The following is a 26,550-nucleotide window of genomic DNA, read 5'->3' on the forward strand; positions in this document are numbered from 1 at the left end:
TGCAGTTGTTTAATGCAAAAATTACAACTACCGGAGCATTAATGCAACTTGTAAGCTTTGATTGTGGGCATCAAACAGGAAGCCTTCATGAATATTTCACCAAGGTAACGTTCGCTGAACCTATCCACTGCCTGACATTCGCAGTGGCAAATACGCTATTACCAAGGAGGTAAACCATGCAAACTGAAAGCTTAGAACTCATAAGTTATAAACTGTGCCCCTATGTGCAAAGATCTGTGATTACACTACTGGAAAAAGGCATACCTTTTACGCGTACAGATATAGACCTTTCCGCTAAACCCGATTGGTTTAACGCACTTTCACCCAATGGCAAAGTCCCTCTATTGCGACTAGATAATGAGCATATTGTTTTTGAATCGGCGGTCATTTGTGAGTTTCTCAATGACAGTTCAGGTGGCACCTTGTTGCCTGACACACCACTGGCACGAGCAAAACACCGCTCATGGATAGAGTTTGCCTCACAGACCTTAAATGCGATAGGGCAGTACTATTCAGCCAAAGACAGAGCAACTTTCAACCACGCCAGGCAACAATTGCGCAGCCGCTTTGAAAAGCTTGAAGAGGTGATATCTGGTCCCTATTTTTCAGGAACAGAATTTATGCTTGTTGACGCGGCTTATGCTCCCGTTTTTCGCTACTTTGATGTTTTTGAACAGCGCATGAGCAGCGACTTGTTTGATGGGCTTGAGAAAGTAGGGCAATGGCGAGAGATACTGGCTTCAAGATCGTCCGTTAAAGAGGCAGTAGCCAAAGATTTTGATTCGGCGCTTATTGCTTTTGCCATGAAGAAGCAAAGTTATCTCTCGCGGTTATTAAATAGCGGTGATTTGGAAGGAACATAATTGCTGAAGGTGACTGAGTAACTGCATTAAACACTCATGCTAATCAATATTGAAAAGCGACATACCTTGTCTAATTTTTGCGCATTGCTTTTTTTATTTTCAAGGTATATAACTAGATAGTTACAATTTAAGTTATTCGTTGTTGATCATTTACTAATGCAAAGGAGTGCAAAATGAAAAATGCAGTAATTACAGGTGCCTGCTCAGGAATGGGGCTCAGTGCGACCAAGCTTTTTCTGGAAAGAGGCTGGGGTGTCGTGATGGTAGACATTAGTGAAGATGCGGGTGCTGAGCACGTCAGACAGCTCAAAGAAGCAGGTTATGAAAACGTCTGGTTTTACTGCTGTAACATCGGTAAGCGTGACGATGTAGAAAAGCTCGCCAGCTTTACCATGGAAAACGCCAAACATGTAGATTGTGTTATCAATAATGCTGGGATCTGGCGTGGCGGTGAACTGCACGAAACGTCTGAAGAGGACTGGGATGCGATTTTTGATGTGGACGTTAAATCTGTTTTTCTGACGACCCGAAGCTTTGTTCCACACATGATTGAAAATGGGGGAGGCACCATAGTGAACACCGCGTCGGTGTCTGGACTTTACGGTGATTACAGCATGGCGGCTTACAACGCAGCAAAAGGCGCGGTGGTGAACCTGACCCGAGCCATGGCGCTGGATTATGGAAAATACAATATTCGAGTGAACAGTGTCTGTCCTTCTGCCTGCGCGACCCCGATGTTTTTAGCGAATCCAGATGATGTGATTGATCTGTTTAACAAGAAAAACCCGCTTGGCAGAATCTGTACTCCTGATGAAGTCGCTGAAGCCATGTATTTCCTTGCAACTGAAGCCTCCCGTTCATGCAACGGAGTAAACCTGCCTATTTCAGGCGGAATGGACGGACATACCGGGCAGCCCGTTCAGTAGGTCGGCATACCCTGAAAACAAACCCCCACCTCAAAATATTTTGAGGTGGGGGAGACGTTACCAATTCAGCACATTGAACGGCTTAGTGAGTTTGCCACTGACCAAGTCACTGTATATGGCTTGAGGATCGTCCATTTTCAGATCCTGAGTAAGATCATTCAGTGGAATCACTCCATCCAAAGACAACCACTTAAGCGCACGTTTGAACCCATCGAAGGTACTGTAAGGTGCATTATTGTAACCTTCGTAAAGCTCTTCCCAGACAAAGTCCCTTGAAAGCAAAGGCACTTCCCATTCCCAGCCAGAACGAAGGTTGACGTAGTTGAAAAACACTTCATTCAAAATCGCATGAGCCAACATGTCGGTGTTGGCTTTCCAGGGTACGCCTACCAAGACGACTTCGCCGTTTTTGCGTACTATTCGACAGGCATCGAGTATGGCAGCCTCGTGACCGGAGCAGTCAATCACCAGCGCGACTTTTTTCGCGTAATCGGGATCCTCTAGAGGGAAAGAAGGCAAAGCATTAAGCCCGCTTTTTATCGCTTCTTCACGGCGTTGCGGATTGGGATCTATCACTGCAACCTCGTAGCCCGCCAGTTTACATTGATGAGCAGCGAGGTAACCGACGGGGCCCGCGCCAGACACAATCACTTTATCGCCCGGTCGTGCTTTTGTGGTCATCAAGGTGGTCATGGAAACGCCCATCAACCGAGCTATCACACCTGTGGATGCTGACATTCCTTCGGGCAAAGACACCACGTACTTTTCATCAAACTGTTGTGCAGAGCGATGTCCGCCCATACACAAAACGAGCTGTCCCGGTTTGATGCTGTTAACCTTGCTACCCAATTCCTGAGCTTCAAAAACTGCGGCGTACCCCGGTTTCAACGGATATTCCCCTTGGGTAAACCAAGCGGTTTCTGTACCGGGGCTAATCAGAGAGCACACCGTTCTACCCCGGATTTCTGTCTCTCCTAAAGGTGGGAGTTCAAATTCCCACAATTCAGCCGTATTGGGGGCGGTGAATACGATTTCTTTGTTCATGCTGCGCTCCGTTTTGCTGATGAAGAACCGCCATTTGGCATAAGGTTTTCCTGAGTTGATTTGTCAAAAATACTGACCTGAGACATATCGAAACTGACGAACAGGCTCTGCCCCTCAGAAAAGGACGTGGTACTGGAAACCAGCGCACACATGTCGACATCCCCAACCGTCAGGTTAATCAGTTTCTCCTGACCCAAATACTCAATCAGAGTCACTTTCGCTTCGAGTGACGGTACATCTTTAAATGCCTGATGAGAGAGAAGAAGGTGATCAGGGCGAACCCCAAGAACAATGTTGGAATCGGTGGGCGCTTTCGCCAGCTTGATAGCACTGAGTGGAAAGCTGGCACCATTAAACAGAACCTGATTTTCTGCCCCGTTTTGTTGGAGCTGTGCATCCAGCAGGTTCATTTCCGGGCTACCGATAAAGGTTGCTACAAAGGTATTTGCAGGGTGGCGGTAGATGGATTCTGGTGAGCCGATTTGCTCTATCAGCCCGTCCCGCATCACCACGATTTTATCCGCCAGCGTCATGGCTTCGATTTGGTCGTGGGTAACGTAAACAACCGTCGATTTTAACGTCTGGTGGAGCTTGGCGATTTCAAAACGCACTTTACTTCTTAGCTTGGCATCCAGGTTGGATAAAGGTTCGTCAAACAGAAACACATTGGGTGTGCGCACCATGGCTCTGCCCATGGCAACCCTTTGTCTTTGACCGCCCGAAAGCTGGCTGGGTTTTCTTTCTAACAAGGTGTCCAGCCCCAGCGTCTCCGAGACATTTTTAATGCGCTCCTCCACTTCCGACTGCGAAAGCTTCTGAGGTTTCAGGGCAAACGCCATGTTTTCCCGAACCGTCATATGCGGATAGAGGGCGTAGTTCTGAAACACCATGGCAATACCACGATCTTTAGGAGGCACATCGTTAACCCGCGAATCGCCAATACACAAGTCCCCCGAGGTGACGTCTTCCAGCCCCGCAATCATACGAAGGGTCGTGGTTTTACCGCACCCAGACGGACCAAGCAGGACAACGAACTCGCCCGGCTCAATGTTTAAGTCAATACCATGGACGATTTCGGTCTCTCCATAGCTTTTCGTGATATTTGTTAATGTCACTGATGTCATGAATTTTTCCTCTTAACCTTTAACCGAACCCATGGTGAGCCCTTTCACCAGCCAGCGCTGGCAAGTGAGAACGAAAATAACCCCCGGAATCAAAATGATGAATGAACCCGCCATAATTCGACCCCACTGCACCGCATCGCTCGACCAGAACGACATCACCGCAACCGTAACCGTCTGGGCATTAGACCCAGTGAGCATCAGAGCGAACAGAAACTCGTTCCACGAAAAGATAAAGCAGAACACGGCAGACACCGCGAGCCCCGGAGCGGTCAGTGGCAAAGTGACTCTGAAGAACACTGAGAGCAGCCCGTGTCCGTCTACCTGTGCAGCTTCTTCCAGTGCCATTGGGATCTCATCGAAGAACCCTTTCATTAACCAAACCGTCAGCGGAATGTTGAACGTGGAGTAAACAATGATGAGTGCCAGCGGGGAATCCAACAGATTGACCGATTTAAAAATGATGTAGTAAGGCACCACCACTGCAATCGGCGGGAACATTCTGAGAGAAAGGATCCAGAACGCGACATCGCCTACCCATTTCCCCTGAATCCGAGACAGAGCATAAGCTGCCGATGCACCCACAATAAGGCTGAATGCGGTTGATCCAAGCGCAACAATCAGGCTGTTGAGGATCTGCAGATGAAACGGTCTCATGGTGAACAGATCGTAATAGTGTTGCAGTGTTGGCTCGAAGAAAAATGCTGGTGGCTGAGAAAACATGTACGCAGACGGTTTTAACGACGACATCAGAATCAGATAGATGGGCGTCATAAACAGCACAAGCGCAATGGCGACAAAGAAATAAGTGAGTAACTTCTGTTTCATGCGATACGCTCCTTACCCATTTGTCTGCGGGTTCTTCTGCAACGAGCGGAAGAACAGCGTGATCAACACAACGATGATGATCAGTGAAACGAACGACGCGGCAGCACCGACTCCCATACGCCAGAAAGTAAAGCTTTGGCGATAAATGAACAGCGAAAGCACTTCGGTTGAATCGCCCGGTCCGCCTTTGGTAAGCACGAAAATGATGTCGTAAATTTTGAAGGCATCAATGGCTCGCAAAAACAGCAGGCTGATCAACACAGGCTTGAGCTGTGGCAGAGTAATATGGAAGAACACATCCCAGTTGGAATTGCCATCGATCTTTGCCGCTTCTAACGGTTCCGGTGGCATGCTCTGAATCGACGCGGCGATACCCATCATAAAGAAAGGCGTCCACTGCCAGATGTCGGCAATGGCTATGGCGGTAAGCGCCCAATTGGTGCTGGTGATCCAGCCTACAGAATCAATGCCGACCAGCCCCAGAAAATAGTTGAGATAGCCCAATTCCGGGAAGTAGAGGAACAGCCACACCAGCCCGACAATCACAGGGGCGATCATCATAGGAATCAAAAGCAGCGTTCTTACTACAGCCATTCCGGGAATTGGACGCGTAACGAGATACGCCAGCCCCAACCCCAGAATTAATTGCACCGATAAAGTAGCACCCATCAGTTTGAAGGTGGTGACCAGTGAATGAAAAAAAGGTGAAGAAGTCAGAATTTCTTGGTAATTCGCAATCCCAACGAACACTCTGGGAATAAACGGCTTCGCAAGGTCATAACTGCGAAAGCTTAGCCAAAGTGCATACAGCATTGGGTAAATAGTGACGGAAAACAGAACAACAACCGCGGGCAACAGAAACGTTGTGGCGAGTGCTCGGTTTCTCTGTTTGATAAAACTCATAGACGAAATCCGTGTCAGCACATTCTGTGCGAAGAAGACTGGGCGCCTGCCCAGCCTTTGTCCGTAATACAAAGGTCAACAAAACCCTAAGGTTCGCAAACCCTAGGTCTGCAAACCCTAAGTTATTGAAGAACCTCGACAGGCACGTCGTTGATCCAACGTAAGCGCATGTCTGTTGGGAAGATCTTCAGGCGAGAGTTGATTTGCGTACAGGCTTTCTCCAACGCTTCTTCAGCCGTTGCGGTTTCTCCTGCAACAAACTTGTTCAACTCAATACCAAACGACTCTTCGACATCGGCGTAAAACGGGTGGAAGATACGGCGTTTGGCGTTGTCCTGTGTTTCCAGAAGCACCTTGTAGTAAGGGTATTTTTTCTGAAGTTCAGGATCGGCAAGAATTGATTTATGGAACTGACTTACGCCAGAACCTTCATTAGCAAAGCGACGCATCAGATCGCGGCTGGTACTCCACTTAATGAATTCCCAAGCCGCATCTTTTTGTTTGGTGGAAGATTTGCTGTTGATAGCAAAAGACAGAGCACCGGTGTATGTCGGCTGCGGTTTACCTTCTCCCGTTGGGCTTGGTGCATAGCCTGCCTCACCAATAGTAGGCAGTACCGCTTCTTCCGGGTTGGTCAGACGGACGGTTCTGACTGACCAGTAACCGGATGTCGCTGTTTCGCCACGCTCCATGTAGCCTGTGCGGATGTCCCACATCAAACCCAGGTAATCAGGCGGGTTGAACTTCACCAGCTCCTTCATCACGTTCGCAGCTTTCACATGCGGTTCGCCCGTCATGGCGCAAAGACCTGTTTTCGGATCCCAGTAATCACCACCGAAACTTCTCATGATAGGGAAGTAATCGTGCGTGATTGCACCCGCTACCCGGCTAAATGCCTGAGCGTTACCGTAGAAGTCCTTGGTTAACGTTTTACCTGCTAAGGTGTCACCTTTCTTACGCGTAAAGAATTCCGCGATATCAATGTACTGTTTCCAGGATTTAGCAGGGGCTAAGTCGTAGCCATATTTCGCTTTAAAAGCGGCTTTCTCGTCGGCATTTTCATACAGATCTTTGCGGTAGTTCACCGACCAAATCATGCCAGACGCCGGGAAGGCGAGCAGTTTGCCCTGCCACGAATTTTCTTGTAGCTGAATTGGGATGATGTCATCCAGGTGGACTTCATCGGCATCGCGCTTCACGCGAGAGGTAAGATCTTCCAGCGCGCCGGATTCACCCAGAACCCCCACCCATGGGCTATCTACCCAAAGTAGTTGATAGGTCGGGCTATTTGCGCTCGATTCAATAATGATTTTGTCGATAAGACCCGGGTAAGGGAACTGATCAATTTGAACGTCGATCCCTGTTTTTTCTTTAAACTCTCCAATGATGGGTGCGACTCGGGTTACCGAGGTATCCCCAATGGCGAGCATTTTCAGTTTGGTTCCTGCGAAAGGTTTGTCCTGTGCGTGTCCGGGCATTGCCAGCAGCGCAGACAGACTGATCAAGCAAGCCGATATCATCCTTTTCATGGCATGGTTCCTTGTGCTGTTCGTAGTTTGGTTAAATTCGCGCATTACGTCCTGGCGCGATGTTGTCTTTCTTAGGGTTTTGGCGACCACATTTTAGGACCGCCGTCCTTTTCGTAGCCCATTGGACCTTCGGTGCTGACAATTTCCATGTACTGACCCCAGGGAGTACGGAAATACAGCCAGTTCAGCCCTTCCATTGGACCTGCATCAATCAGAGTGGGACCTTCAAGTAAGTCGACACCCATGGCTTTCATTTTTTCGGCACTTTCATAAACGTTGTCGACTTCGAGCGCGATATGAAAACCGCCAATTTCACTGTTCATCTTCAGTGGTGAAGCGTCTTCACCGCTGTATTCGAATATTTCCAGTGCGCCGCCTTTACCACATTGCAAAACGCGCATGTCTTTGATTCTTCTGCCCGCGTTTACACCGAGTCTTCTGTCCATGAACTCATCATCGACGTCCACATACCCCACATTCATGATGGTTTCTGCTCCGAATACTTCGGTAAAAAACTCGACGGCTTGCTCGATGTCTGGAACGGTGAAGCCAATGTGGTTAATTCCATGTACTTTGATCATATTCATATACCTATAAGTAACTAGTTAGTTATTGTTAGGGTAAAATACCCCCATCCTTTATTGAGGGGCAAAAATCAATCGTTAGGTGTTGGGGCGTCTTCTCGGATCAATTGTTGTTTTTTCAGCGTTTCCCAGAATTCGGTCGGAATTGCCTGATTGATCCAGTCAAGATTCTGCTGAAGCTGTGAAACGTCCCGGGTGCCCGGAATAATGGAAGGTACACAAGGGTGCGCGAGCACAAATTGCAGCGCAGCCGCTGGGAGGGCAACGTTAAACTCTTCACAAACGGCTTCAATCTTCGCGACTTTCTGTTTGATCTCAGCAGGAGCGGGGGCGTAGTTGTATTTGGCTTTTTCGGTGGCACCTGTAGCAAGAATACCGCTGTTGAAACCCCCACCAATAATGATGGACGCGCCGCGGCTTTCACAAAGTGGCAGAAATTCGTCCAGTGCTTCCTGTTCTAACAAGGTGTAGCGACCGGCCAGCAAAAAGCTGTCGAAGTCTCTTTCAATCAAGGCTTGATGGCAGACCTGCCATTCGTTTACACCCACACCAATCGATTTAACAACCCCTTCGTCACGAAGCTGGCTCAAGGCTTTGTATGCGCCATCCATGGCCTCGCGAAAACGAGCAGGCTGCGCATCTTTCCCGTGAGTAAAGTTATCGATGTCGTGAATGAAGGCGACATCGATTCGCTCCAGCCCCATACGCTGAATTGAATCTTCGATGCTGCGCATGGTGCCGTCGTAGCTGTAATCAAATTGCATTTCGAAAGGGAGGGCGTTCACCCACGGCGTAAAATCGATTTTTTCGCGAGCCTGAGGTTTTAGAATTCGACCCACTTTTGTGGATAAAGTGAATTCGTTGCGGGGCTTCCAGCGCAGGGCATGACCGACACGCACTTCCGACAGACCATGACCGTACATAGGTGCAGTATCGAAGTAACGGATGCCTGCATTCCAGGACTTTTCAATCATGGCTTCGGAGGTGGATTCATCAATAGGGCGGAAGATATTTCCTATCGGTGCGGCACCGAACCCCATGGCGGTTACCTCAACGCCACTTCGACTGAACGTGTTGATTTTATTTGCTTTCATAACCATTCCTCTGGTCAACAGAATCTACAATTTGAAGTGTCTTCTCTTGAAGCCTAACGGCTCCATACTGCATGAGAATGAAAAAGCAATGTTGTAATTATGTAAACAGTTAGTTACTTATTTTGCAAGTGTCAATTCTAAGAAAGGTGATGGAGACGTTTTCCTGTGACGTCACCATATGGAGTTGAGGGCACATGGAGTGGTGTATATAAGAGGGAAGTTTGGCTGGTTTCGTGGAGGCGACGCTCGTGCAGACCGACAAGCGCCGAACTCCTTGTTTGATGAATTTAGGAAACTTTTACCTGAACTTTCAACACGTCTGGTCGGCTTTGACTAGCAACCTGCTCAAAGGCATTCTGGATATCCTCAAGCGGGAAAGTACAGCTGTTAAAAGCGTCCGTTTTGAACCGATAGTGCAGAAGCAGCGTCATTGCATCGTGCATGTCCTGACCCATTCCGGCAACAGATCCCTTAATGGAGGTTTCTTTCAACACCATATCCAACAGCTTTAGTGAAAGGGCACCGTGTTCATCTGTAATACCAAACGCACTGACGTGTCCTCCCGGTCTGATCAGCTCAAACGCTTTTTCGTAAAGTTGCGGAATGCCGACACTCTCGATAACAATGTCCGCTCCTCTGCCTTCGGTATGGTTCATGACTACTTGCTGAAGCTGATCCATATTCGTTACCGCAATATCAGCTCCGACATCCAGTGCCATTTGCGTTCTTTCTTCTGAAAGATCAGCAATGATAATGGGCGCGGCGCCAATCAACCGCATCATTTGAACGTGTAAATTGCCAATGGGTCCAGCTCCCAGAATAACGACACTTTGACCGAAACTGACCTGTGCTTTGCGCGCTGCCCGAACCACACAAGCAACCGGTTCAACAAGGGAAAGTAATTCTAAAGATGTTCCCTCAGGTGCAACCAGCACCAATCTGGCTGGGACGGCAATGTACTCGGCAAAAGCACCGTTTTCATGAATGCCTATTTGCGAAATATCCGGGCAATTCATGATCTCGTTCTGGCGGCAGTAGTAGCAGTGACCGCAGCCTTTATTGATGTCCACGGTGACAGACTGACCAATTGAAAGGTGGTTCACGCTCTTGCCTAATTCCGTTATCACCCCTGAAAACTCATGCCCTAACACCATGGGCAGTTTGTCGGCAGAGTAATGCCCGTTGAAGATGTGCATATCGGTTCCGCAAATGTTGCAGTTAGATACTTTAATTAATACTTCATCGTCTTTTGGGGTGGGTTTTGCCACTGTTCTCAGCTCGAATTTCCCTGGCTTGGTCAGGTATGCGGCTCGCATTTCACTCATATAAACCTCCTTGTTGCCGTTCAAGGCGAACGTACTTTAGTGAGAGATGGATGTAACAGTATGTAAATAGTTAGTTACATATTTGCAAGTAATAGCTCTAAGAAAAGTGACGAAGGCGTAGTTTGAAATGGTCGAACAGAGAAAGATGGAATAGAACGTGAGGAATGAAAAGAGGAGGCTGGATTTGTGCCCGCACGGCTTGGCGAGCACAGCTTACAATCAGGCTTTAACCATTCGCAAAATGGTTTCCACATTAAATGCGAGACGCTCTTTTAGTGCATCCTCTGCCATCAGATCGCGGTTAAATAAAATTGAGCCAGTGTAACGGTTGGTGAAATAGTAGTAGCTCACCGCGGCCATGGTGATGATCAGCTGAACAGGATCGACGTCTTCACGGAAAACACCAGATTTTACTCCGCGCTTAAGAATTTCCTGAATCATCGAAACGAACGGGTCACGTAAAGATTCGATGACTTCCGATGATTTCAAATGCTCAGCTTTATGAAGGTTCTCACTGTTAACCAGTGTGAGGAATTCAGGGTTATCCAAATAGTATTGCCAGGTAAACTCGACCAGTACGGTCAGTGCTCTCTCAGGCTCCATTTCTTCGAGATGAAGCGCTCGTTCGGCTTTTCGAATATCGAAATAGGCTTGCTCCAGAACCGCTTTAAACAGCTTCTGCTTACCACCGAAGTAGTGATAGATCATGCGTTTGTTGGTTTCTGAGCGTTCGGATATTTCGTCGACCCTTGCTCCCGCGTATCCATTTTGCGCAAATTCGTATTTGGCTGCCTGAAGAATACGTTCTTTAGTGGCTTCGCTGTCCCTTTGATGAATCGGTTTTTTTGCTTTCTGATTCGCCACAATCGTTTCCTGTTGAATATGTTTACCGTTGTGCACAAGAGTTGTGCGGAATATTGGGTATCATAAAGTAACTATATATTTACTAGCCTGCAACTGCTAATCGGTACAGTGCGATCTTTCTATAAGTTTTCTATGCCTAAACTCCATTTGTGATACGGGGTGAATCTTTTCATCTGCTCGGGAGGTCACATAAATAACAGTTGAAAATTTAATCGTTCAATTATATAACTAAATAGTTACTTGGTGTCCATTCATACAAAATAACCATTACAAAACACCAATAAGTGAAACAAAGGAATGTGCTAAGGCACTAACATTTAAGGATAAAAGATGTACGACTATCTTATCATTGGTGGGGGTTCGGCTGGTTGCGTATTGGCTTCCCGACTCACTGAAAATCCCAACAATCGTGTTCTGCTGCTGGAAGCGGGACCTGTCGACAAAGACATGTATATCCATATGCCCATTGGCTTCTTTAAGACCACTAAAGGTCCTTTGGTTTGGGATTACTTTACAAAACCAACGGAGCATCTTTCTAACCGTTCCATTGTTTACCCACAGGGAAAAGTGATTGGTGGCGGCAGTTCGGTTAACGCACAGGTATTTACTCGTGGCTGCCCAGAAGATTACGACCGCTGGGCGAATGAAGATGGCTGTGCTGGCTGGTCATACGAAGACGTAAAACCTTACTTTGTACGCTCCGAATCCAACCAGACGTTTGCCAACGAACATCATGGCACCGAAGGTCCCTTATCGGTCTCCAACCTTATTTATAAAGATCCACTCTCTCATCGATTTATCCGAAGTGCTCAACAGGCGGGGTTGCCTTACAACCCAGATTTTAACGACGGCAAGCAAGCGGGTGTGGGCTTTTATCAGGTAACTCAAAAAGATGGTAAACGCTGCAGTGCCGCAGCTGGTTATTTAGCCCCAGCGCTCAAGCGACCAAACTTAACGGTGATTACTGGCTGTATGGTTCATAAGCTGCTGTTTGAAGGCAAGTCAGCCATTGGTGTGGAATGTGAACATGGTGGCAAGAAGCATACTTACAAGGCAAATCAGGAAGTGATTCTCGCTGCTGGGGCGATAGCGTCACCAAAAATCCTTATGCTAAGTGGTGTTGGCGATTCAGAATGGCTGAAAGAACATGGTATCGATGTGGTTCAGGAGTTGCCGGGTGTTGGTAAGAATCTACAAGACCATTATGACATCGATACGATTCACGAGCTGAACGGACCTTACAGCATGGAGCGCTACAACAAGCCGCTCAGCAAGCTGATGGTTGCGCTGCAATATCTGATTTTTAAAACGGGTCCTGTGACTTCCAACATCGCTGAAGCGGGGGCGTTTTGGTGGGGAGACAAGGAGCAAAAAACGCCAGACATTCAGTTCCACTTCCTGCCTGGCGCTGGTGTTGAAGCGGGTATTCCAGAAGTGCCTTCTGGTTACGGCGTGACGTTAAACTTCTACCAACTGAGACCACGTAGCCGTGGCACAGTGGAACTTGCCAGTACTAATCCTGCTGATAATCCGATAGTGAATACCAATCACATGTCTGACCCTTACGACGTTCAGGTCGCGATTGAAGGGGTTAAGTTATGTCGAAATATGATCAATCAGCATGCTTTCAATGGCTTGATTGAGCGTGAGCATTTCCCAGGATCGCAAGTGGATTCTGATGAACAGATCATCCAGTTCTGCCGCGATCATGGTCGTACCGCTTACCATCCAGTCGGGACGTGCAAGATGGGTGCAGAGGACGATGCCATGGCGGTGGTCGATACCGACCTGCGAGTGAAAGGCATCAAAAACCTTCGTGTGATTGACGCATCGGTCATTCCAACCATTGTCAGCTCAAACACCAATGCTGCAGCCATTATGGTGGCAGAGAAAGGCGCAGATTTAGTGCTAGGAAAAAGCGCCTGATAGCGCGCTTTTTATTTGAATTTAAATTAACTAACTAGTTGGTTATATATTGAGGTGTTCATGGAGCACGTAGGAAAATCAAAACAATTGCAGGTGGGTGAGGTCGCTCCGTTGATATTTGACGGGGCAACCATCGCATTGTGTGGTTCTGGAGGAGGTTTGCTGGAAGCCGATGCTCTGTTCAAAGAATTGGAACAAAGCTTTCTGACAACAGGACACCCTAAAGATCTCACTTTGGTCCATGTTTTAGGGATTGGCGACGCTCAGGAAAAAGGGCTACAGCGCTTTGCTCACAAAGGCATGGTGAAAAGGGTGATTGGGGCACACTGGAGCTGGGCACCCAACATGCAGGCACTGTGTCGTAATAACCACATTGAAGCTTATACGTTTCCTGCCGGGGTGATCTCAGGGGTGCTGCGCGAGACTGGCGCTGGTCGCCCCGGCTTTTTTACCAAGGTTGGGTTGGGTACGTTTGTGGACCCGGACCACGGTGGCGGAAAAAGCAACGACGTCACCAAGCAGGATTTAGTTGAAAAGCTGAACGTGGATGGTGAAGACATATTGCACTTCAAACCCATAAAAGTGGATTTCAGTTTTATTCGCGGCAGTGTGGTCGACAATAATGGCAATCTTTCCACTCGTCATGAACCGGTGGATCTGGATGCGTACACCATGGCATTAGCCGCCCACAACTGCGGCGGTAAGGTGATTGCGCAGGTCAAAAGCCTGACCGATTCACCCATTTTGCCTGCCCGAGCCGTCACTGTGCCCGGCATTATTCTCGATCATGTGTTTGTTGAACCCAGTCAGGAGCAGTGCCGGATATCGGAGTACGACCCTTCCATCAGTGGTGAACAATGGAGCTACGACGAAGGCAGCAATCCTGAACTGAATGAACTTCCTTCTGGCGTTCGCCTGTATATCTGCGAACGCGCAGCCAATGAAATCAACGGTGCACGCTCAGCCAACTTTGGTTTTGGTATTTCGGGGGGCATTCCGGCGGTACTCGCTAAGCGAGGCGTACGTTACTGGGGAACCGTAGAACAGGGCATTCACAACGGCGACATGCTAGATGGTGAAATGTTTGGCGCGGCGAGAAACCCGCAGGTCATCATCAGTTCGCCGGAGCAGTTCGACTTTTTTACTGGCGGCGGTATTGATATCACCTTCCTTGGTATGGGAGAAGTCGACCTGGAGGGCAATGTGAATGTCTCTAAAATTGGCGACAACCTTGTTGGTCCAGGGGGGTTTATCGACATCACCTCCGGTGCTCAAAAAGTCGTATTCTGCGGCACCTTCGAAGCCAAGGGGCTAAAGGTTCACAAAGATGCGAAAAACAGCTTGATTATTGATCAATATGGCAGCGTTCCAAAAGTGGTTGAACAAGTCGGGCACATTACCTTCAGCGGAAAGCAGGCGTTTAAAAACGGACAACAGGTTATCTACGTGACCGAACGTGCGGTGTTCAAACTGACCGAGCAGGGTTTAACACTGATAGAGATAGCCAAGGGAGTCGACCTTCAGAAAGATGTGCTCGACAGGCTTCCTTTTAAACCTGTGATCGCACTGGAGAGCGCCAATGCGTAATTTCTCATCCAGCATGCAGGCGTTAGCACTGAACACAGCAACATTGGGGCACAACGTTCCGGGTAAAGGATTTGGCTGGAGCACAGAAGCACTTATCGATAACTGTGCAGAACTTGGCTTTTCAGGCATCACGTTCTGGCGTCAGGAGTTCAGCCAGCATCAGAATTTAGATTCAGTAGGTAGAGCCGTTAGGGGGGCAGGCATGTCGGTGTCGGGACTATGCCGCTCCCCATTTTTTTGCGGACCCTTTGCACCCGATGTGCAGCAGGTGAAGGATGATTTTAAACTCGCCATCGACCAGACTGCCGAACTTCAGGCAGAATGTCTGGTGATTCTGACCGGGGGCGTGCCGATTGGGATGAAAGGCATTACAGCTGGGTGGGAGTTGATTGAATCCATTCTCGCAGAAGCGGCGGAATATGCCGCCCAAAGCGGAGTCAAACTGGCGTTAGAGCCTTTACACCCAATGTACGGCGGCGATCGCTCCTGCATTGTGACCGTAAAAGATGCACTGACCATCTGCGAAAACGTAGGTACGCAAAATCTGGGTATTGCCGTTGATGTGTACCACGTGTGGTGGGATTCCCAGTTAGAAGCTTCCCTTAAAGGCACAGATAAAGTGTTCTCCTTCCATCTGTGTGACTGGCTGGCTGAAACCAAAGACCTGCTTCTGGACCGAGGCATGATGGGTGATGGTGTCGCCGACATCCCAGAAATACGCCGAATCGTCGAGGACGTCGCTGGCTATCAGGGACTGTGCGAAATCGAAATATTCTCTGAATACTGGTGGAGCCAGCACCCCCGAAAAGTACTGGAGATATGTGTAGAGCGGTTTAAGAGCTGTTGACTTCAAACCGAAAAAACAACCACTTCCGTTTGGCTGCGCTCGCAGCCAATTTTATCGGTTAGTTCAAGTCTTGCTCTTTAAGACTTTCCTTGTGTGAAACAAATTCTAATATGGCTGAACGTTAATCATCATCTTTACCCATTTCCTAAACTATCCGTTCATTGTCAGAATTAGTGTTTGCCTATTTATATTTTCTTTTTATTTATCAATTCATTGCGTGCTATTCTTTATGTTTTCAACGTATGAAAAAACAGGCTTAGGATGAAATATATGGGAATTTTTTCATCTAATAAATGTGAGTAGTAGAGCAAGGTAAACAGCAATGAAAGTATTTGAAAATCAATTAGAAAAGTTCTTCAGCCAACCTAAAAATACTACCCGTAGAGAAGCACTTTTACTTAATCGCCTCTCATATGATTTTCAGCTCGCTGCTGCATTTAATAACTATTACCTGAAAGTTTATATTTCGGATGTCGATGATAACGGTTATGACGTAATCATCGATTCGGAAATGTATACAAAAAAACTTCAAGTAAAGTCTGTGATGGTCAATAGTTCAACCAACGCATGGTATATCTCCAAAGGGCTAATTAAACCATCAATGGAGAACCAAAGAAGGTTGAATGCATGGTCTCACATCGATATTTCGGGTATTGAAGGTGGAGTGGTTGTTCAACAAGTTCGGCTAGAAAATGAGATTGTACATATTAAATACTTCTATACCGACATTTGGTTACTTACTGCCATGGCTTTGGGGATATTAGGTTCTGAAATACAGGAGAAATCTGCAATCAAAGTATTGGCATCGCTTTCTGGGTTTGATTATCACGAAAAGCAGCGGATTCCATTGTCCTTGTTCTTTGAATCTCGAGATGTTGAAAGCCTTTTAGGTGTTATGGGTTTTCGTACTCGCTACGACTTATCTATGCACCGTTATTTAATGTGTGAGCGTCATACAGGTAGCCTGGGACCTAGGGAGCATATAGATAAGCGTATTCGACAAGAACTTTTCAAGTTTGGCGAAATGTATTGCTATCAAAACGGAAATACTGGTGAATCACGTTAAGCATTACAGAGGATCTCGCTGCGGTCTCATCATTAAAAGTGGTGAGCTATATGCTTCATATAACTGGGCTCTAAAAAGGAAGGAGAGTCAAAGATGAAGAACCCAGTTGGCTATTTTGAAATTCCTGTGCGCGACATTGACAGAGCCATAAAATTTTATGAGGTCGTGTTTGGTCATCAATTTGAACGAGCTGTAATTGATGCTAATGAAATGGCAATTTTTTTATCCAGCGATCAGTGGGAAGGGATCACCGGAGCTTTGGTTAAGGGAGACAGTTATGTCCCTTCAAAAGACGGTTCACGGCTCTATTTCAATACAGAAAATATAGAAGAAACATTGGCTAAAGTGTTGTCTCAAGGAGGTAAAGTTCTTTACCCCAAAACATCGATTGGAGAGTTAGGCTGGGTTGCCGAATTTGAAGATATTGAAGGCAACTGTATAGCACTCCACTCATCTTGAACTAGCAAGTATAGAGTTAATCAGGCTTCGGCTCAGATAGCCGAAACCTGGAAAGTCACATCCCCGAATAATTTGGTCCGCTTGCACCTTCTGGTGGTGTCCAGGTGATGTTCTCACTGGGATCTTTTATGTCGCAGGTTTTACAGTGAATGCAGTTCTGGCTGTTGATTCGAAAAGCGGGCTCTGCATCTTTTGAAAACTCCACTTCGTAGACACCGGCAGGGCAGTAAAACTGTGCTGGCTCACCAAATAGCCGTAAGTTGGTACTGATCGGTATGGTCGCGTCTTCCAGCTTCAGATGATTGGGTTGGTCGTCCCGGTGAGACAGGTTTGCCAGATAGACAGAAGACAATCGGTCGAAGCTGAGTTTGCCATCCGGTTTTGGATAAGTGTAGGGCTCAACAGTCGATAAGGTTTGCAGTGATTTGGCATCTTCACTTTGGTGATGCAACTGCCACGGCGCGTTGCCTTTGAAGAATCGGCTTTCGATGGTTTGCACTGCTCCGCCTGCCCAGCTTCCCCATTTTTTAATCGAAGGTATGAGGTTACGGGAAGCATAAAGCTCTTGGTGTAACCACGAACTTTCGAATAACTGGGTAAAACACTGTGATTTGTCCTGCTCTGTTTTCTCCCAGCTTTCAATGATGGACTGCGCGGCAAGCATGCCGGACTTCATTGCCGTATGAGTCCCTTTTATTTTGGCAACATTGAGCGTGCCTGCATCGCAGCCTAACAAGAACCCGCCGTCGAAACTCATTGCCGGAAGCGCATGAAATCCGCTCTTGTTTATGGCTCTCGCACCGTAGCTGATGCGTTCCGCATCTTCTAGGAGGTCGCTTAACCAGGCATGGTGTTTAAGGGACTGGAATTCCATAAATGGCTGTAAAGAGGGGTTGCTGTAATCCAGATCGATCACTAAACCCAAAGAGACAAGGTTGTCGCCATAGTGGTAACAAAACGCGCCGCCATTCGCCTTTTGGCTGAGTGGCCAGCCAATGGCGTGCTCCGTTTTTCCTGGGACATGCTTATCTTTCGAGATTTTCCATATCTCTTTAAAACCCAACGCAAAATGGTTTGGATCTTTGCCTTTGTCCAATTCGAAATGGCGGATCAGTTGCTTGCCTAAGTGACCTCTCGCCCCTTCACAGAAAAGCGTCTGCTTAGATTTGATGTGAATCGCGGGTACGTAATTCGGGCTTTCAGAACCGTCTTCGTTTAAGCCCATTTCCCCTGTAATGATACCGTCAACTGCGCCATGCTCATCAAACGCGATGGAGTCGGCGGTAAAGCCTGTAAAGATCTCGACCCCAAGGTTTTCGGCATGAGATGCCAGCATCTGACACAAAGCGCCAAGGCTTATCACCCAATTTCCCGTGTTATCGAGCTCTCTAGGGAGCAACATGTGTGGAATACGAAGCTTGTCATCGGTGTTTTTAAGCCAGTAGAAATCATCCTGAGTAACAGGGTGACCAAAATCCGGTGACTGATCCCGCCAGTCGGGGATCAACTCATCCAATGCTCGGGGTTCAAGCACTGCACCAGAAATGATGTGTGCCCCAACTTCTGCACCTTTTTCCAATACACAGACAGACAGCGCTTTTCCCTGCGCTTCACCGAGTGTTTTAAGCTGAATGGCACTGGCAAGACCGCTTGGTCCTGCCCCTACAATCAGCACATCGTATTCCATTACATCCATAATAAATATCTAGTTAGTTACGCCATAAATCTTCAAAAAACGTTTCATTCTGTCAGCAGCAAAATCCGGATCTCTGAGCAGGCTGGCTTGATCCGCCAGTTTAAACAGCTCTGTGAAGTAGGTTATTGGTCGCATGGATTGTGCGCCGCCCACCATCACAAAGTGATCCTGAAAGCCGTTCAGGTATGCCAAAAAGACAACCCCAGTTTTGTAGAAGCGTGTAGGGGCACTGAATATCAGGCGAGAAAGTGGCACGGTGGGCTCTAAAATATTCATAAATGCCGACTGATTTCCTTTCCCCAGTTCCGTCAAAGCGAGCGCCGCTGCCGGAGCAATAGCATCGAATATTCCAAGTAACGCATGAGAATAATGGGTGCTGTCACCAGCAATCAGTTTGGGGTAGTTGAAATCATCACCCGTGTACATTTTCACGCCAGCAGGCAGCCTTTTGCGCAACTGGATTTCTTTCTCTGCATCCAATAGTGAAATCTTGATACCGTCGATTTTGTCCTGATTTTCATGAATCATGTGAACAACCGTATCCATGGCTTTGTCGACATCAGCGGAGCCCCAATATCCTGTTAGCTGAGGGTCGAACATGTCGCCAAGCCAATGAAGAATCACAGGGTTGTCCGCGTCTTTGAGCACGCTTTGATACACCTTAAAATAGTCTTGCTCTGATTTAGCTGTTTTCGCCAGAGCGCGACTTGCCATCAAGATGAGTTTCCCGCCGACAGACTGAATCGCATCGATTTGCTCTCGATACGCAGCGATGACTTCATCCAGAGAGTAATGTTGGTTATCGTCGAGTTGGTCCGTACCGCAACCGTGATAAATCAACGCGTCAGGCATATCTGAAACCGCTTCCTGAGTATGACGAATCAGCGCCAGCGCATCGTCCCAGGTTAATCCCATTCCGCGTTGTGCTGTGTCCATCGCTTCAGCAATACCGAATCCCATCGACATCAGATAGTGACGGTAAGCCAGTGTTTTCTCCCAATCCAGCGAAGCTCGCCCAGAAGGTTCAGTCGACGTTAACGGGTTTGCCACAACGTGCGCCGCTGAAAAAGCTATGCGGTTAAATACCCCAGAGTTGATGGCGCTTTCGTCAAGCGTGTTCCCAATCACCTGATACTTGCTTAGCTTCTGCTGCTCATCAGGCAAGATGATATGTGTCATAAAAAGTCCTTTTAAAATCGGCTGACCAGCATGCCAGCATCAACCGAAATAGTTTGTCCTGTGGTATAAGGCAGTTGCCCTGTTGCCAAAGAGGTGACCACTTTTCCTACCTCTTCCGGTACCCCAATTCGAGGCAGAAGAGTAAACCCATTTTCCACCCGTTCCCTATAGAGGTGCATGGAAGGCGCGGTCATTTCGGTCTCAATAAGACCTGGCTGAATGTCGTACACCGCAATGTTTTCGCGCCCTAACCGAACCGCAAATAAATTAGATACCATCGCCGCAGCCGCTTTGGATACGCAATACTCAGAACGGTTTTCACTCGCCGCCTTGGCGTTGGAAGAGGTGATGTTGATGATCGAAACCGGATGATCGCTCACCGGATTGGCGACACGCACCTTAGCGAATGCCTGCGAAAGAAAGAACATTGCTTTGGTGTTAATGAGCTGGCATCGGTCGTAACTCTCTGGTGTTACATCCAGAAGATCGCCTCGGTTTTGTACCGAAACGCCTGCATTGTTTACCAAAGTGGTTATGCTGCCCAAGCTGGTTTCCACCTCTTTGAGCCAGTTCGCGTGAGAATCAATGTCTGAAACGTCGCCGCAAAGCGCCATATGGGGTTGACTGATCTTTTCCAGCTCAGCCAGCGTTTCATGTAGTGCAGGGGAATCTTCGCGGTCATTCACCGCAACACGGTATCCCGATTTAGCCAACGCCAACGCGATAGCTTTACCAATTCCGCGAGCACCACCCGTCACTAGTGCGACAGGCGAACTCATGATTCCGCTCCGTTTTTCAGAAGCTCGCGGGCGATAATGGTTCGCTGGATTTGGTTAGTCCCTTCGTAAATCTGAGTGATCTTGGCATCACGATACAAGCGCTCTGCTTCAACCCCGCGGATAAAACCGCCGCCGCCATGAATTTGCGCCGCATTAGCCGATTGGGCAACCGCCGTATCCCCGGCATAACATTTGGCGATGGAACACGCTTTTGTGGCGGGCTTGCCTGCGTCTAACAACATCGCAGCCTGATGAACCAGTGCTCTTGCCGCCGCAATCTCTTTCGCCATATCGGCCATCATCCACTGCAAACCCTGATTGTCGCTAATGGGCTTACCGAATTGTTTACGGGTCTGAGAAAACTCAACCGAGGCTTCTAACCCCGCCTGTGCAATGCCTGTCGCCAGAGCAGCAATGCCCACTCTTCCTTTATCCAGTGCACTCATCATCATGTAAAAACCGCGACCTTCTTCGCCAAGTAATGCGCTCTGATCCAGTTGAACATTATCAAAAAGCAGAGAACCAACCTGCGAGGCACGTTGCCCCATCTTTTCTTCTTTCGGCGCTTTGGTTACGCCTTCAAGTGCGCAGTCCACAATGAAAATACTCATCCCACGGTGACCCGCATCCAAATCGGTTCTTGCCAATACAAAGGCGTAATCCGCAACAGGAGCATTATGGATCCAGATCTTTTCACCATTTAGCTGCCAGCCTTGATCCGTTTTAGTCGCCGTGGTGCGAATGTTCGACACATCCGACCCGGCTTCGGCTTCTGTAATGCAGTAGGCGACGAACTTCTCAGCGGTCAACACTTGAGGGAAAAGCCGGTCTTGCTGCTCCTGATTGCCATACTTACTCAGTAAGAAAGTAATCAGCTCTACTAAGCCACACTGGTCTGCAATAGACGCATAACCGCGCGACAACTCTTCCATTACGATGGCGTAGCTTAATGTATCTAAGCCGATACCTCCGTGTTCCTCCGGGGCGGTGATCCCCAGTAATCCGAGTTCTCCCATTTGCTTATAGATATCACTTGGAAACGCAGAGTCTCTGTCCAGTTGTTCTGCTCTTGGTTTTACCACTTCCTGTGCAAACCGACGGGTGGTTTGCTTTATGTCTTCATAGACGTCCAAAGGTAATTGTGGAGTCACTAACATTTTTCACTCTCCTTGTAACTATATAGTTACTTATAATGAAATCTTGTGCTAAGGTCAAACATAAATCGGTTAAAAAATAACTGATAATGATAAATGAATTATTAATTGGTTAAGTAAAACTACTTATAAAACAGAAAGATAAATTTACGTTGAGAGTGGAATATGGCAGTTCTTAGTTTACCAAAGGAAGTAACACACTATCAGATGTGGATAAATGGCGAGTGGACTTTAGGCTCGTCTAATAACGTATTTGAGCGACAAAGCCCCGGTCACGGCGTGGCGGTTTCTGTCTATCCGCGAGGAACGAAACAGGATGTATTCGATGCGGTGAGCGCCGCCAGAAATGCCTTCGACGATGGCGCTTGGTCTCGCTGCTCTGGCGCAGAAAGAGCAGACAAACTGGCAGAAGTTGCACGGTTGATTAAAGCCAACCAGGAAGACATCGCTTACCGCGAAACATTAGAAACGGGTAAGCCTATTTCTCAAAGCCGGGGAGAAGTGATGGGCGCGGCGGGTTTCTGGGATTACGCGGCAGGGCAAGCCAGAGCACTGGAAGGAGAAAGCTTCAACCAACAGGGAGAAGACACGCTCGGTTTGGTGCTTCGCGAACCTATCGGTGTGGTGGGGTTGATCACGCCATGGAATTTTCCTTTCTTTATATTGTGTGAGCGCCTGCCTTTTATTTTGGCTTCAGGGTGCAGTGTGGTGATTAAGCCGAGCGAACTGACGGCGGGCACCACTCTGATGCTGGGCAAGCTGATAGAGCAGGCGGGCATTCCCAAAGGGGTAGTGAACATCGTGACCGGTCCGGGTTCAGAGCTTGGCAATGCCATGAGCCATCACGATGACGTCGACATGATCTCCTTTACGGGTTCTACCCAGGTCGGCAAAAGCGTACTTGAAGGTTCTAAAGTCAACATGAAAAAGGTGGGTTTGGAGCTGGGTGGCAAAAACCCTCATGTGGTGTTTGCGGATGCCAACCTCGATGAAGCCGCCGATGGCGTCGCATTTGCCCTTTGTTTTAATGCGGGTCAGTGCTGTGTAGGAGGAAGCCGACTTCTGGTGGCATCTTCAGTGGCGGATGACTTTATCTCGCGTTTAAAAGATCGGCTTGCCAAAGTGAAGATCGGCGATCCTCTGGATGAAGATACGCAGGTAGGTTCAATGATTGACCCAACGCATTTTGGCAAAGTGAATAAGTTCCTGGAAAGTGGCACCAAGCAAGGCGCGACATGTGCCTACGATTTCGGTGCGTGTACTGACGTTCCGGAAAAAGGGCTGTATTTCTCTCCTAAGGTTTTCCGAGATGTGCCGCCTGAAGCCGACATAGCTTCGGAAGAAATCTTTGGTCCGATTTTAACCGTCAGTGAGTTCGACGATTATCAGGACGCACTAAAGCAGGCGAATGATTCGGTGTATGGTCTGTCTGCCAGTATCTGGACGCAGAACTTAAGCACCGCAACCAAGGCAATGCGTGATATTCAGGCCGGTCGGGTCTGGGTGAATACCACCATTACTGGCGGTCCGGATATGCCTATTGGTGGCATGAAACAGTCTGGTTTAGGAAGAGAAACAGGTAAGTACGGAATTGACGAGTACACCGAGGTGAAATCGATCCATGTATTTACTGGCAAGCGCGATATGTGGGTATCGTAATCTATTGAATTAAGTGAGGAGGCGGAGAGCCGCCTCTTTTTAGAAATCGAAATAACTAATTAGTTACTTGAGGTTGAAGTATGAAGGTATTGGTTCCGGTAAAAAGAGTGGTGGACCACAACGTTCGGGTTCGGGTGAATGATGAACAAACGGGCATTGAACTGAATAACGTAAAGATGGCCATGAACCCATTCGATGAAATCGCGGTAGAAGCGGCGATCGCGTTGAAAGAACAGGGGAAGGTTACGGAAGTGACCGCGATATCGATTGGCGAGAAAGAATGCGAGAGCGAGCTGCGTCATGCCATGGCAATGGGGGCAGATAACGCAGTATTGATTGGATGCGATCAATCGCCAGAGCCACTTGCAGTGGCCAAACTGCTGGCGGCGTATTGTGAAGAAAACCCCTGTGACCTAGTGATTATGGGTAAACAGGCCATTGACGACGACTGCAACCAAACCGGGCAAATGCTAGCGGCGTTGATGAATTGTCCGCAGGCGACGTTTGCCTCGGAGATTGAAATCGAAGGCAGAGACATCAAGGTGACACGAGAAGTAGACGGCGGACTGGACACTGTGGCGTTTGAAGCACCGGGTGTGGTCACCACCGACCTGCGCCTGAATACCCCTCGTTTCGTCAGCCTGCCAAACCTGATGAAAGCCAAACGCAAACCTGTGGAGCACAAATCTGCTGACGGTTTTGGTGTGAATGTTTCACCTAAGCTGGAGGTACTTTCTGTAGTGCCGCCAGAAAAGAGAAGTGGCGGTGAAATGCTGGAAAGCGTTTCTGCGCTGGTGGACAAACTGAAATCGCATAAAGCCGTTTGGTAAGGAGTCAAAATGAAACTACTAGTGATTGGTGAATATGCCAACGACAAGCTCAGCGATGCGACAGCAAAAGTGGTCAGTGCCGCTTCTTCGGTTGCCGAAGATATTCATGTTTTGCTGACGGAAACCGATTCAGCCATAACCGAACAGGCGGCGAGTATCGAAGGGGTGTCAAAAGTCCTGAGCTGGGAAGTTGTTTCTCAACAGGCCGAAAGCCTTGCTCCGGCGATTGCTGAGATTGCACAACCTTATGACGCCGTGTGGGTATCAAGCTCAAGCTTTGGCAAAGACGTATTGCCACGAGTCGCGGCGCTACTGGACGTGATGCAGGTTTCTGATGTGGTGGAAGTGGTCGACAGCAAGACCTTTGTTCGCCCTATTTATGCTGGCAACGCTCTGCAAACGGTGAGAAGCCACGATGATAAACAGCTATGTACCATTCGTGCATCCAGCTTTAGTGCAGCGAATACAAATGATGCGCCAAATGCTCAAATCGAAACGATTCAAAATGAGCAGCCTCAACCTAAGACTCGTCATGTCGGAACGCAGTTGAACCAGAGCGAACGCCCAGATCTGACCTCGGCTGAGATTGTGGTTTCTGGCGGTCGCGGGATTGGCTCGGAAGGGGCATTTCAGCGAATTTTGATGCCTTTTGCGGATGAACTGGGCGCGGCGGTTGGTGCTTCACGTGCAGCAGTCGATTCAGGCTTTGCTCCCAACGACTGGCAAGTTGGTCAGACAGGGAAGATTGTCGCTCCTGATTTTTATTTTGCAGTCGGCTTGTCTGGCGCTATTCAGCATATCGCTGGAATGAAAGATTCCGGTGTAATTGTTGCGATCAATAAAGATCCAGAAGCCCCCATTTTTGAGGTTGCCGACTACGGTTTGTGTGGCGATTTGTTCGAGATCTTGCCTCAGTTGCAAGCTGAACTGAAAGCACAATGAATGATGGGGCTATCTTGCCCTGTCCTTATTAACATAAATATCACATTTGCACATAAAATCACCATATTTTTCTTGAGAGGTCAAAGGGTGTGTGTTAAAAGTATGTAACTAGATGGTTACTTAAAAATAAGATCATCTACACTTGATCAAAAGCGTATCTGAAAGAAGGATTTTGTTATGTCATTCATCAAGACATTCCTGGAAAAGGAAACCATATCGAGACGCAACTTCATTATCGGCAGCGCCTATGGAGTGGGCGGTCTGGCAGCGGCATCCACATTTGGTGCAGGGTCAGTTTTTGCTGCAGGGCAAAAAACGGCTCCCGTACTGGCTTGGGGCTATCGCACACCAGATAACCCTTACTGGAACACCATTGTGTCTGGCGGTAAAGCGTTTGCTGAATCTTTAGGTATGGACCTGACCCATATCATTCACGGCGGAAACAACGAAAAAGTTGTTGCCGACACCAAATCGTTGCTGTCCCTGACTAAAGGTCGTCTTGCTTTGGCGGTGGATGCGAACGATTCTCCAAACGCACGTGCTGTCGTTCAGGCGTGTAAAGATGCTAACGGATTTGTCAGTACCATCTGGAACAAAACTGACGATCTTCATCCTTGGGATTTCGGCGACAACTACGTGTGTCACATCAGTTGGTCGGACTATGAACCGTCACAAATGACAGCCAAGATCCTGCTCGACGCCATTGGCGGTAAAGGTGGCATCGTGGGTATCGGTGGTATTGCTTCCAATGTGCCAGCGATTGAGCGTAAAGCGGGCTTGTTGAAAGCAATGGAAAGCTACCCGGATGTTGAACTTCTTGACTGGCAGGCAGCCGACTGGAGTACATCAAAAGCCGTTGATGTAATGAGTACCATGCTGACTCGCTTTGGCGACGACATTAAAGGCATCTTCTCATCCAACGACAGTATGACGCTGGGTATTCTGGAAGCCCTTCGAGCGGAAGGTCTGGCAGGAGAAATTCCAATTGTCTCCTACGATGGCACTCCTGATGTCGTCAAACTTGTGATCGACGGTGAAGTGCTGTGTACCGTGAGCACCAACCCATACTGGGCGGGGGGCATTGCGTTGTCTCTGGCGTATCACGCTGCGATTGGCACATACAAGCCTTCGGAAGAGCCAAAAGAGCATCGCGAGTTCTATGGTCCTGCCGTCATCATTACTCAAAAAGACGCGAAAAAGTGGTACGAGGAAAACGTAGCCAAAATTCCGACCTATGATTGGGAAGACTACTTCTCGCTCACAAGCGGTCAGATTAAGTACCGAACGTTTTAACCACTGACATTTCATGGGGCATGAAAATGCCCCAAGTAAGAACATAAGGAAG

General features: G+C 48.1%; 24 protein-coding genes. 11 read left to right on the forward strand and 13 right to left on the reverse strand.

The window, feature by feature from the left end; all coding sequences use genetic code 11:
• Nucleotides 1-176: 176 nt before the first annotated feature.
• Nucleotides 177-863 carry a glutathione S-transferase family protein gene (locus QMG91_RS20310; protein WP_281831769.1) on the forward strand — a complete coding sequence of 229 codons (687 nt, stop codon included), beginning with the start codon at nt 177-179 and terminating at the stop codon, nt 861-863.
• 173 nt (nt 864-1,036) lie between these two features.
• Nucleotides 1,037-1,789, forward strand: coding sequence for an SDR family NAD(P)-dependent oxidoreductase (locus QMG91_RS20315; RefSeq protein ID WP_022590903.1), 753 nt, complete (start codon nt 1,037-1,039; stop codon nt 1,787-1,789).
• A gap of 57 nt (nt 1,790-1,846) precedes the next feature.
• Here the strand turns inward: QMG91_RS20315 and QMG91_RS20320 are convergent, their stop codons facing one another.
• The 9 genes from QMG91_RS20320 to QMG91_RS20360 all read right to left on the reverse strand — a co-directional run bounded on the left by QMG91_RS20320 (nt 1,847) and on the right by QMG91_RS20360 (nt 11,081).
• Nucleotides 1,847-2,833, reverse strand: coding sequence for a zinc-binding dehydrogenase (locus QMG91_RS20320; protein ID WP_281831771.1), 987 nt, complete (start codon nt 2,831-2,833; stop codon nt 1,847-1,849).
• Entirely contained in the window at nt 2,830-3,957 is a 1,128-nt protein-coding gene (locus QMG91_RS20325) for an ABC transporter ATP-binding protein (protein WP_281831773.1), read from the reverse strand. The genes QMG91_RS20320 and QMG91_RS20325 overlap by 4 nt, the downstream gene beginning before the upstream one ends.
• Before the next feature lie 12 nt (nt 3,958-3,969).
• Nucleotides 3,970-4,782 (reverse strand): carbohydrate ABC transporter permease, encoded by an 813-nt coding sequence (locus QMG91_RS20330; RefSeq protein WP_004403632.1) that lies wholly within the window; start codon nt 4,780-4,782, stop codon nt 3,970-3,972.
• Between the two features lie 12 nt (nt 4,783-4,794).
• Nucleotides 4,795-5,685, reverse strand: coding sequence for a carbohydrate ABC transporter permease (locus QMG91_RS20335; protein ID WP_004403633.1), 891 nt, complete (start codon nt 5,683-5,685; stop codon nt 4,795-4,797).
• Between the two features lie 122 nt (nt 5,686-5,807).
• Nucleotides 5,808-7,214: an extracellular solute-binding protein gene (locus QMG91_RS20340; RefSeq protein WP_004403639.1), complete on the reverse strand. Its 1,407-nt coding sequence runs from the start codon at nt 7,212-7,214 to the stop codon at nt 5,808-5,810.
• 71 nt (nt 7,215-7,285) lie between these two features.
• Nucleotides 7,286-7,795, reverse strand: a complete 510-nt coding sequence (locus QMG91_RS20345) for a VOC family protein (protein WP_004403646.1) — start codon at nt 7,793-7,795, stop codon at nt 7,286-7,288.
• A gap of 74 nt (nt 7,796-7,869) precedes the next feature.
• Nucleotides 7,870-8,892, reverse strand: coding sequence for an aldo/keto reductase (locus QMG91_RS20350; protein ID WP_004403647.1), 1,023 nt, complete (start codon nt 8,890-8,892; stop codon nt 7,870-7,872).
• Between the two features lie 287 nt (nt 8,893-9,179).
• Nucleotides 9,180-10,217, reverse strand: coding sequence for a zinc-dependent alcohol dehydrogenase (locus QMG91_RS20355; RefSeq protein ID WP_281831777.1), 1,038 nt, complete (start codon nt 10,215-10,217; stop codon nt 9,180-9,182).
• A gap of 219 nt (nt 10,218-10,436) precedes the next feature.
• Nucleotides 10,437-11,081 carry a TetR/AcrR family transcriptional regulator gene (locus QMG91_RS20360; protein WP_022560866.1) on the reverse strand — a complete coding sequence of 215 codons (645 nt, stop codon included), beginning with the start codon at nt 11,079-11,081 and terminating at the stop codon, nt 10,437-10,439.
• Between the two features lie 330 nt (nt 11,082-11,411).
• Here QMG91_RS20360 and QMG91_RS20365 point away from each other — a divergent pair, with 330 nt between their 5' ends.
• The 5 genes from QMG91_RS20365 to QMG91_RS20385 all read left to right on the forward strand — a co-directional run bounded on the left by QMG91_RS20365 (nt 11,412) and on the right by QMG91_RS20385 (nt 16,966).
• The gene (locus QMG91_RS20365) at nt 11,412-13,007 is read left to right on the forward strand and encodes a GMC family oxidoreductase (RefSeq protein WP_281831780.1); all 1,596 of its coding nucleotides are present in this window, start codon (nt 11,412-11,414) and stop codon (nt 13,005-13,007) included.
• Nucleotides 13,008-13,067: 60 nt separating this feature from the next.
• Entirely contained in the window at nt 13,068-14,594 is a 1,527-nt protein-coding gene (locus QMG91_RS20370; RefSeq protein ID WP_281831782.1) for a CoA-transferase, read from the forward strand.
• The gene (locus QMG91_RS20375) at nt 14,587-15,441 is read left to right on the forward strand and encodes a sugar phosphate isomerase/epimerase family protein (RefSeq protein WP_281831784.1); all 855 of its coding nucleotides are present in this window, start codon (nt 14,587-14,589) and stop codon (nt 15,439-15,441) included. The genes QMG91_RS20370 and QMG91_RS20375 overlap by 8 nt, the downstream gene beginning before the upstream one ends.
• Nucleotides 15,442-15,763: 322 nt before the next feature.
• On the forward strand, nt 15,764-16,507 hold the full coding sequence (locus QMG91_RS20380) for a hypothetical protein (protein ID WP_281831786.1): 744 nt from the start codon (nt 15,764-15,766) through the stop codon (nt 16,505-16,507).
• 93 nt (nt 16,508-16,600) lie between these two features.
• Nucleotides 16,601-16,966 carry a VOC family protein gene (locus QMG91_RS20385; protein WP_281831788.1) on the forward strand — a complete coding sequence of 122 codons (366 nt, stop codon included), beginning with the start codon at nt 16,601-16,603 and terminating at the stop codon, nt 16,964-16,966.
• 55 nt (nt 16,967-17,021) lie between these two features.
• On the opposite strand, the gene QMG91_RS20390 is transcribed toward QMG91_RS20385, so the two are convergent.
• Genes QMG91_RS20390 through QMG91_RS20405 form a run of 4 tightly spaced genes read right to left on the reverse strand, consistent with a single transcriptional unit; the run spans nt 17,022 to nt 21,777 of the window.
• Complete coding sequence (locus QMG91_RS20390) at nt 17,022-18,662, reverse strand: electron transfer flavoprotein-ubiquinone oxidoreductase (RefSeq protein ID WP_281831790.1); 1,641 nt, start codon at nt 18,660-18,662, stop codon at nt 17,022-17,024.
• Nucleotides 18,663-18,671: 9 nt separating this feature from the next.
• Nucleotides 18,672-19,841 (reverse strand): dihydrodipicolinate synthase family protein, encoded by a 1,170-nt coding sequence (locus tag QMG91_RS20395; protein ID WP_281831792.1) that lies wholly within the window; start codon nt 19,839-19,841, stop codon nt 18,672-18,674.
• Between the two features lie 11 nt (nt 19,842-19,852).
• On the reverse strand, nt 19,853-20,620 hold the full coding sequence (locus QMG91_RS20400; protein ID WP_281831794.1) for a 3-ketoacyl-ACP reductase: 768 nt from the start codon (nt 20,618-20,620) through the stop codon (nt 19,853-19,855).
• Nucleotides 20,617-21,777: an acyl-CoA dehydrogenase family protein gene (locus QMG91_RS20405; RefSeq protein WP_281831796.1), complete on the reverse strand. Its 1,161-nt coding sequence runs from the start codon at nt 21,775-21,777 to the stop codon at nt 20,617-20,619. The genes QMG91_RS20400 and QMG91_RS20405 overlap by 4 nt, the downstream gene beginning before the upstream one ends.
• Before the next feature lie 162 nt (nt 21,778-21,939).
• Between QMG91_RS20405 and QMG91_RS20410 the strand changes: the two genes are divergently transcribed.
• The 4 genes from QMG91_RS20410 to QMG91_RS20425 all read left to right on the forward strand — a co-directional run bounded on the left by QMG91_RS20410 (nt 21,940) and on the right by QMG91_RS20425 (nt 26,498).
• Nucleotides 21,940-23,433 carry an aldehyde dehydrogenase family protein gene (locus tag QMG91_RS20410; RefSeq protein WP_281831798.1) on the forward strand — a complete coding sequence of 498 codons (1,494 nt, stop codon included), beginning with the start codon at nt 21,940-21,942 and terminating at the stop codon, nt 23,431-23,433.
• Nucleotides 23,434-23,513: 80 nt separating this feature from the next.
• Nucleotides 23,514-24,263, forward strand: coding sequence for an electron transfer flavoprotein subunit beta/FixA family protein (locus QMG91_RS20415; RefSeq protein WP_004400723.1), 750 nt, complete (start codon nt 23,514-23,516; stop codon nt 24,261-24,263).
• A gap of 9 nt (nt 24,264-24,272) precedes the next feature.
• Entirely contained in the window at nt 24,273-25,205 is a 933-nt protein-coding gene (locus QMG91_RS20420) for an electron transfer flavoprotein subunit alpha/FixB family protein (RefSeq protein WP_281831801.1), read from the forward strand.
• Between the two features lie 177 nt (nt 25,206-25,382).
• On the forward strand, nt 25,383-26,498 hold the full coding sequence (locus QMG91_RS20425; protein ID WP_004400721.1) for a sugar ABC transporter substrate-binding protein: 1,116 nt from the start codon (nt 25,383-25,385) through the stop codon (nt 26,496-26,498).
• Nucleotides 26,499-26,550 lie beyond the last annotated feature (52 nt).

It is taken from the genome of Vibrio nigripulchritudo, from assembly GCF_027924785.1.
Taxonomy (GTDB): domain Bacteria; phylum Pseudomonadota; class Gammaproteobacteria; order Enterobacterales; family Vibrionaceae; genus Vibrio; species Vibrio nigripulchritudo.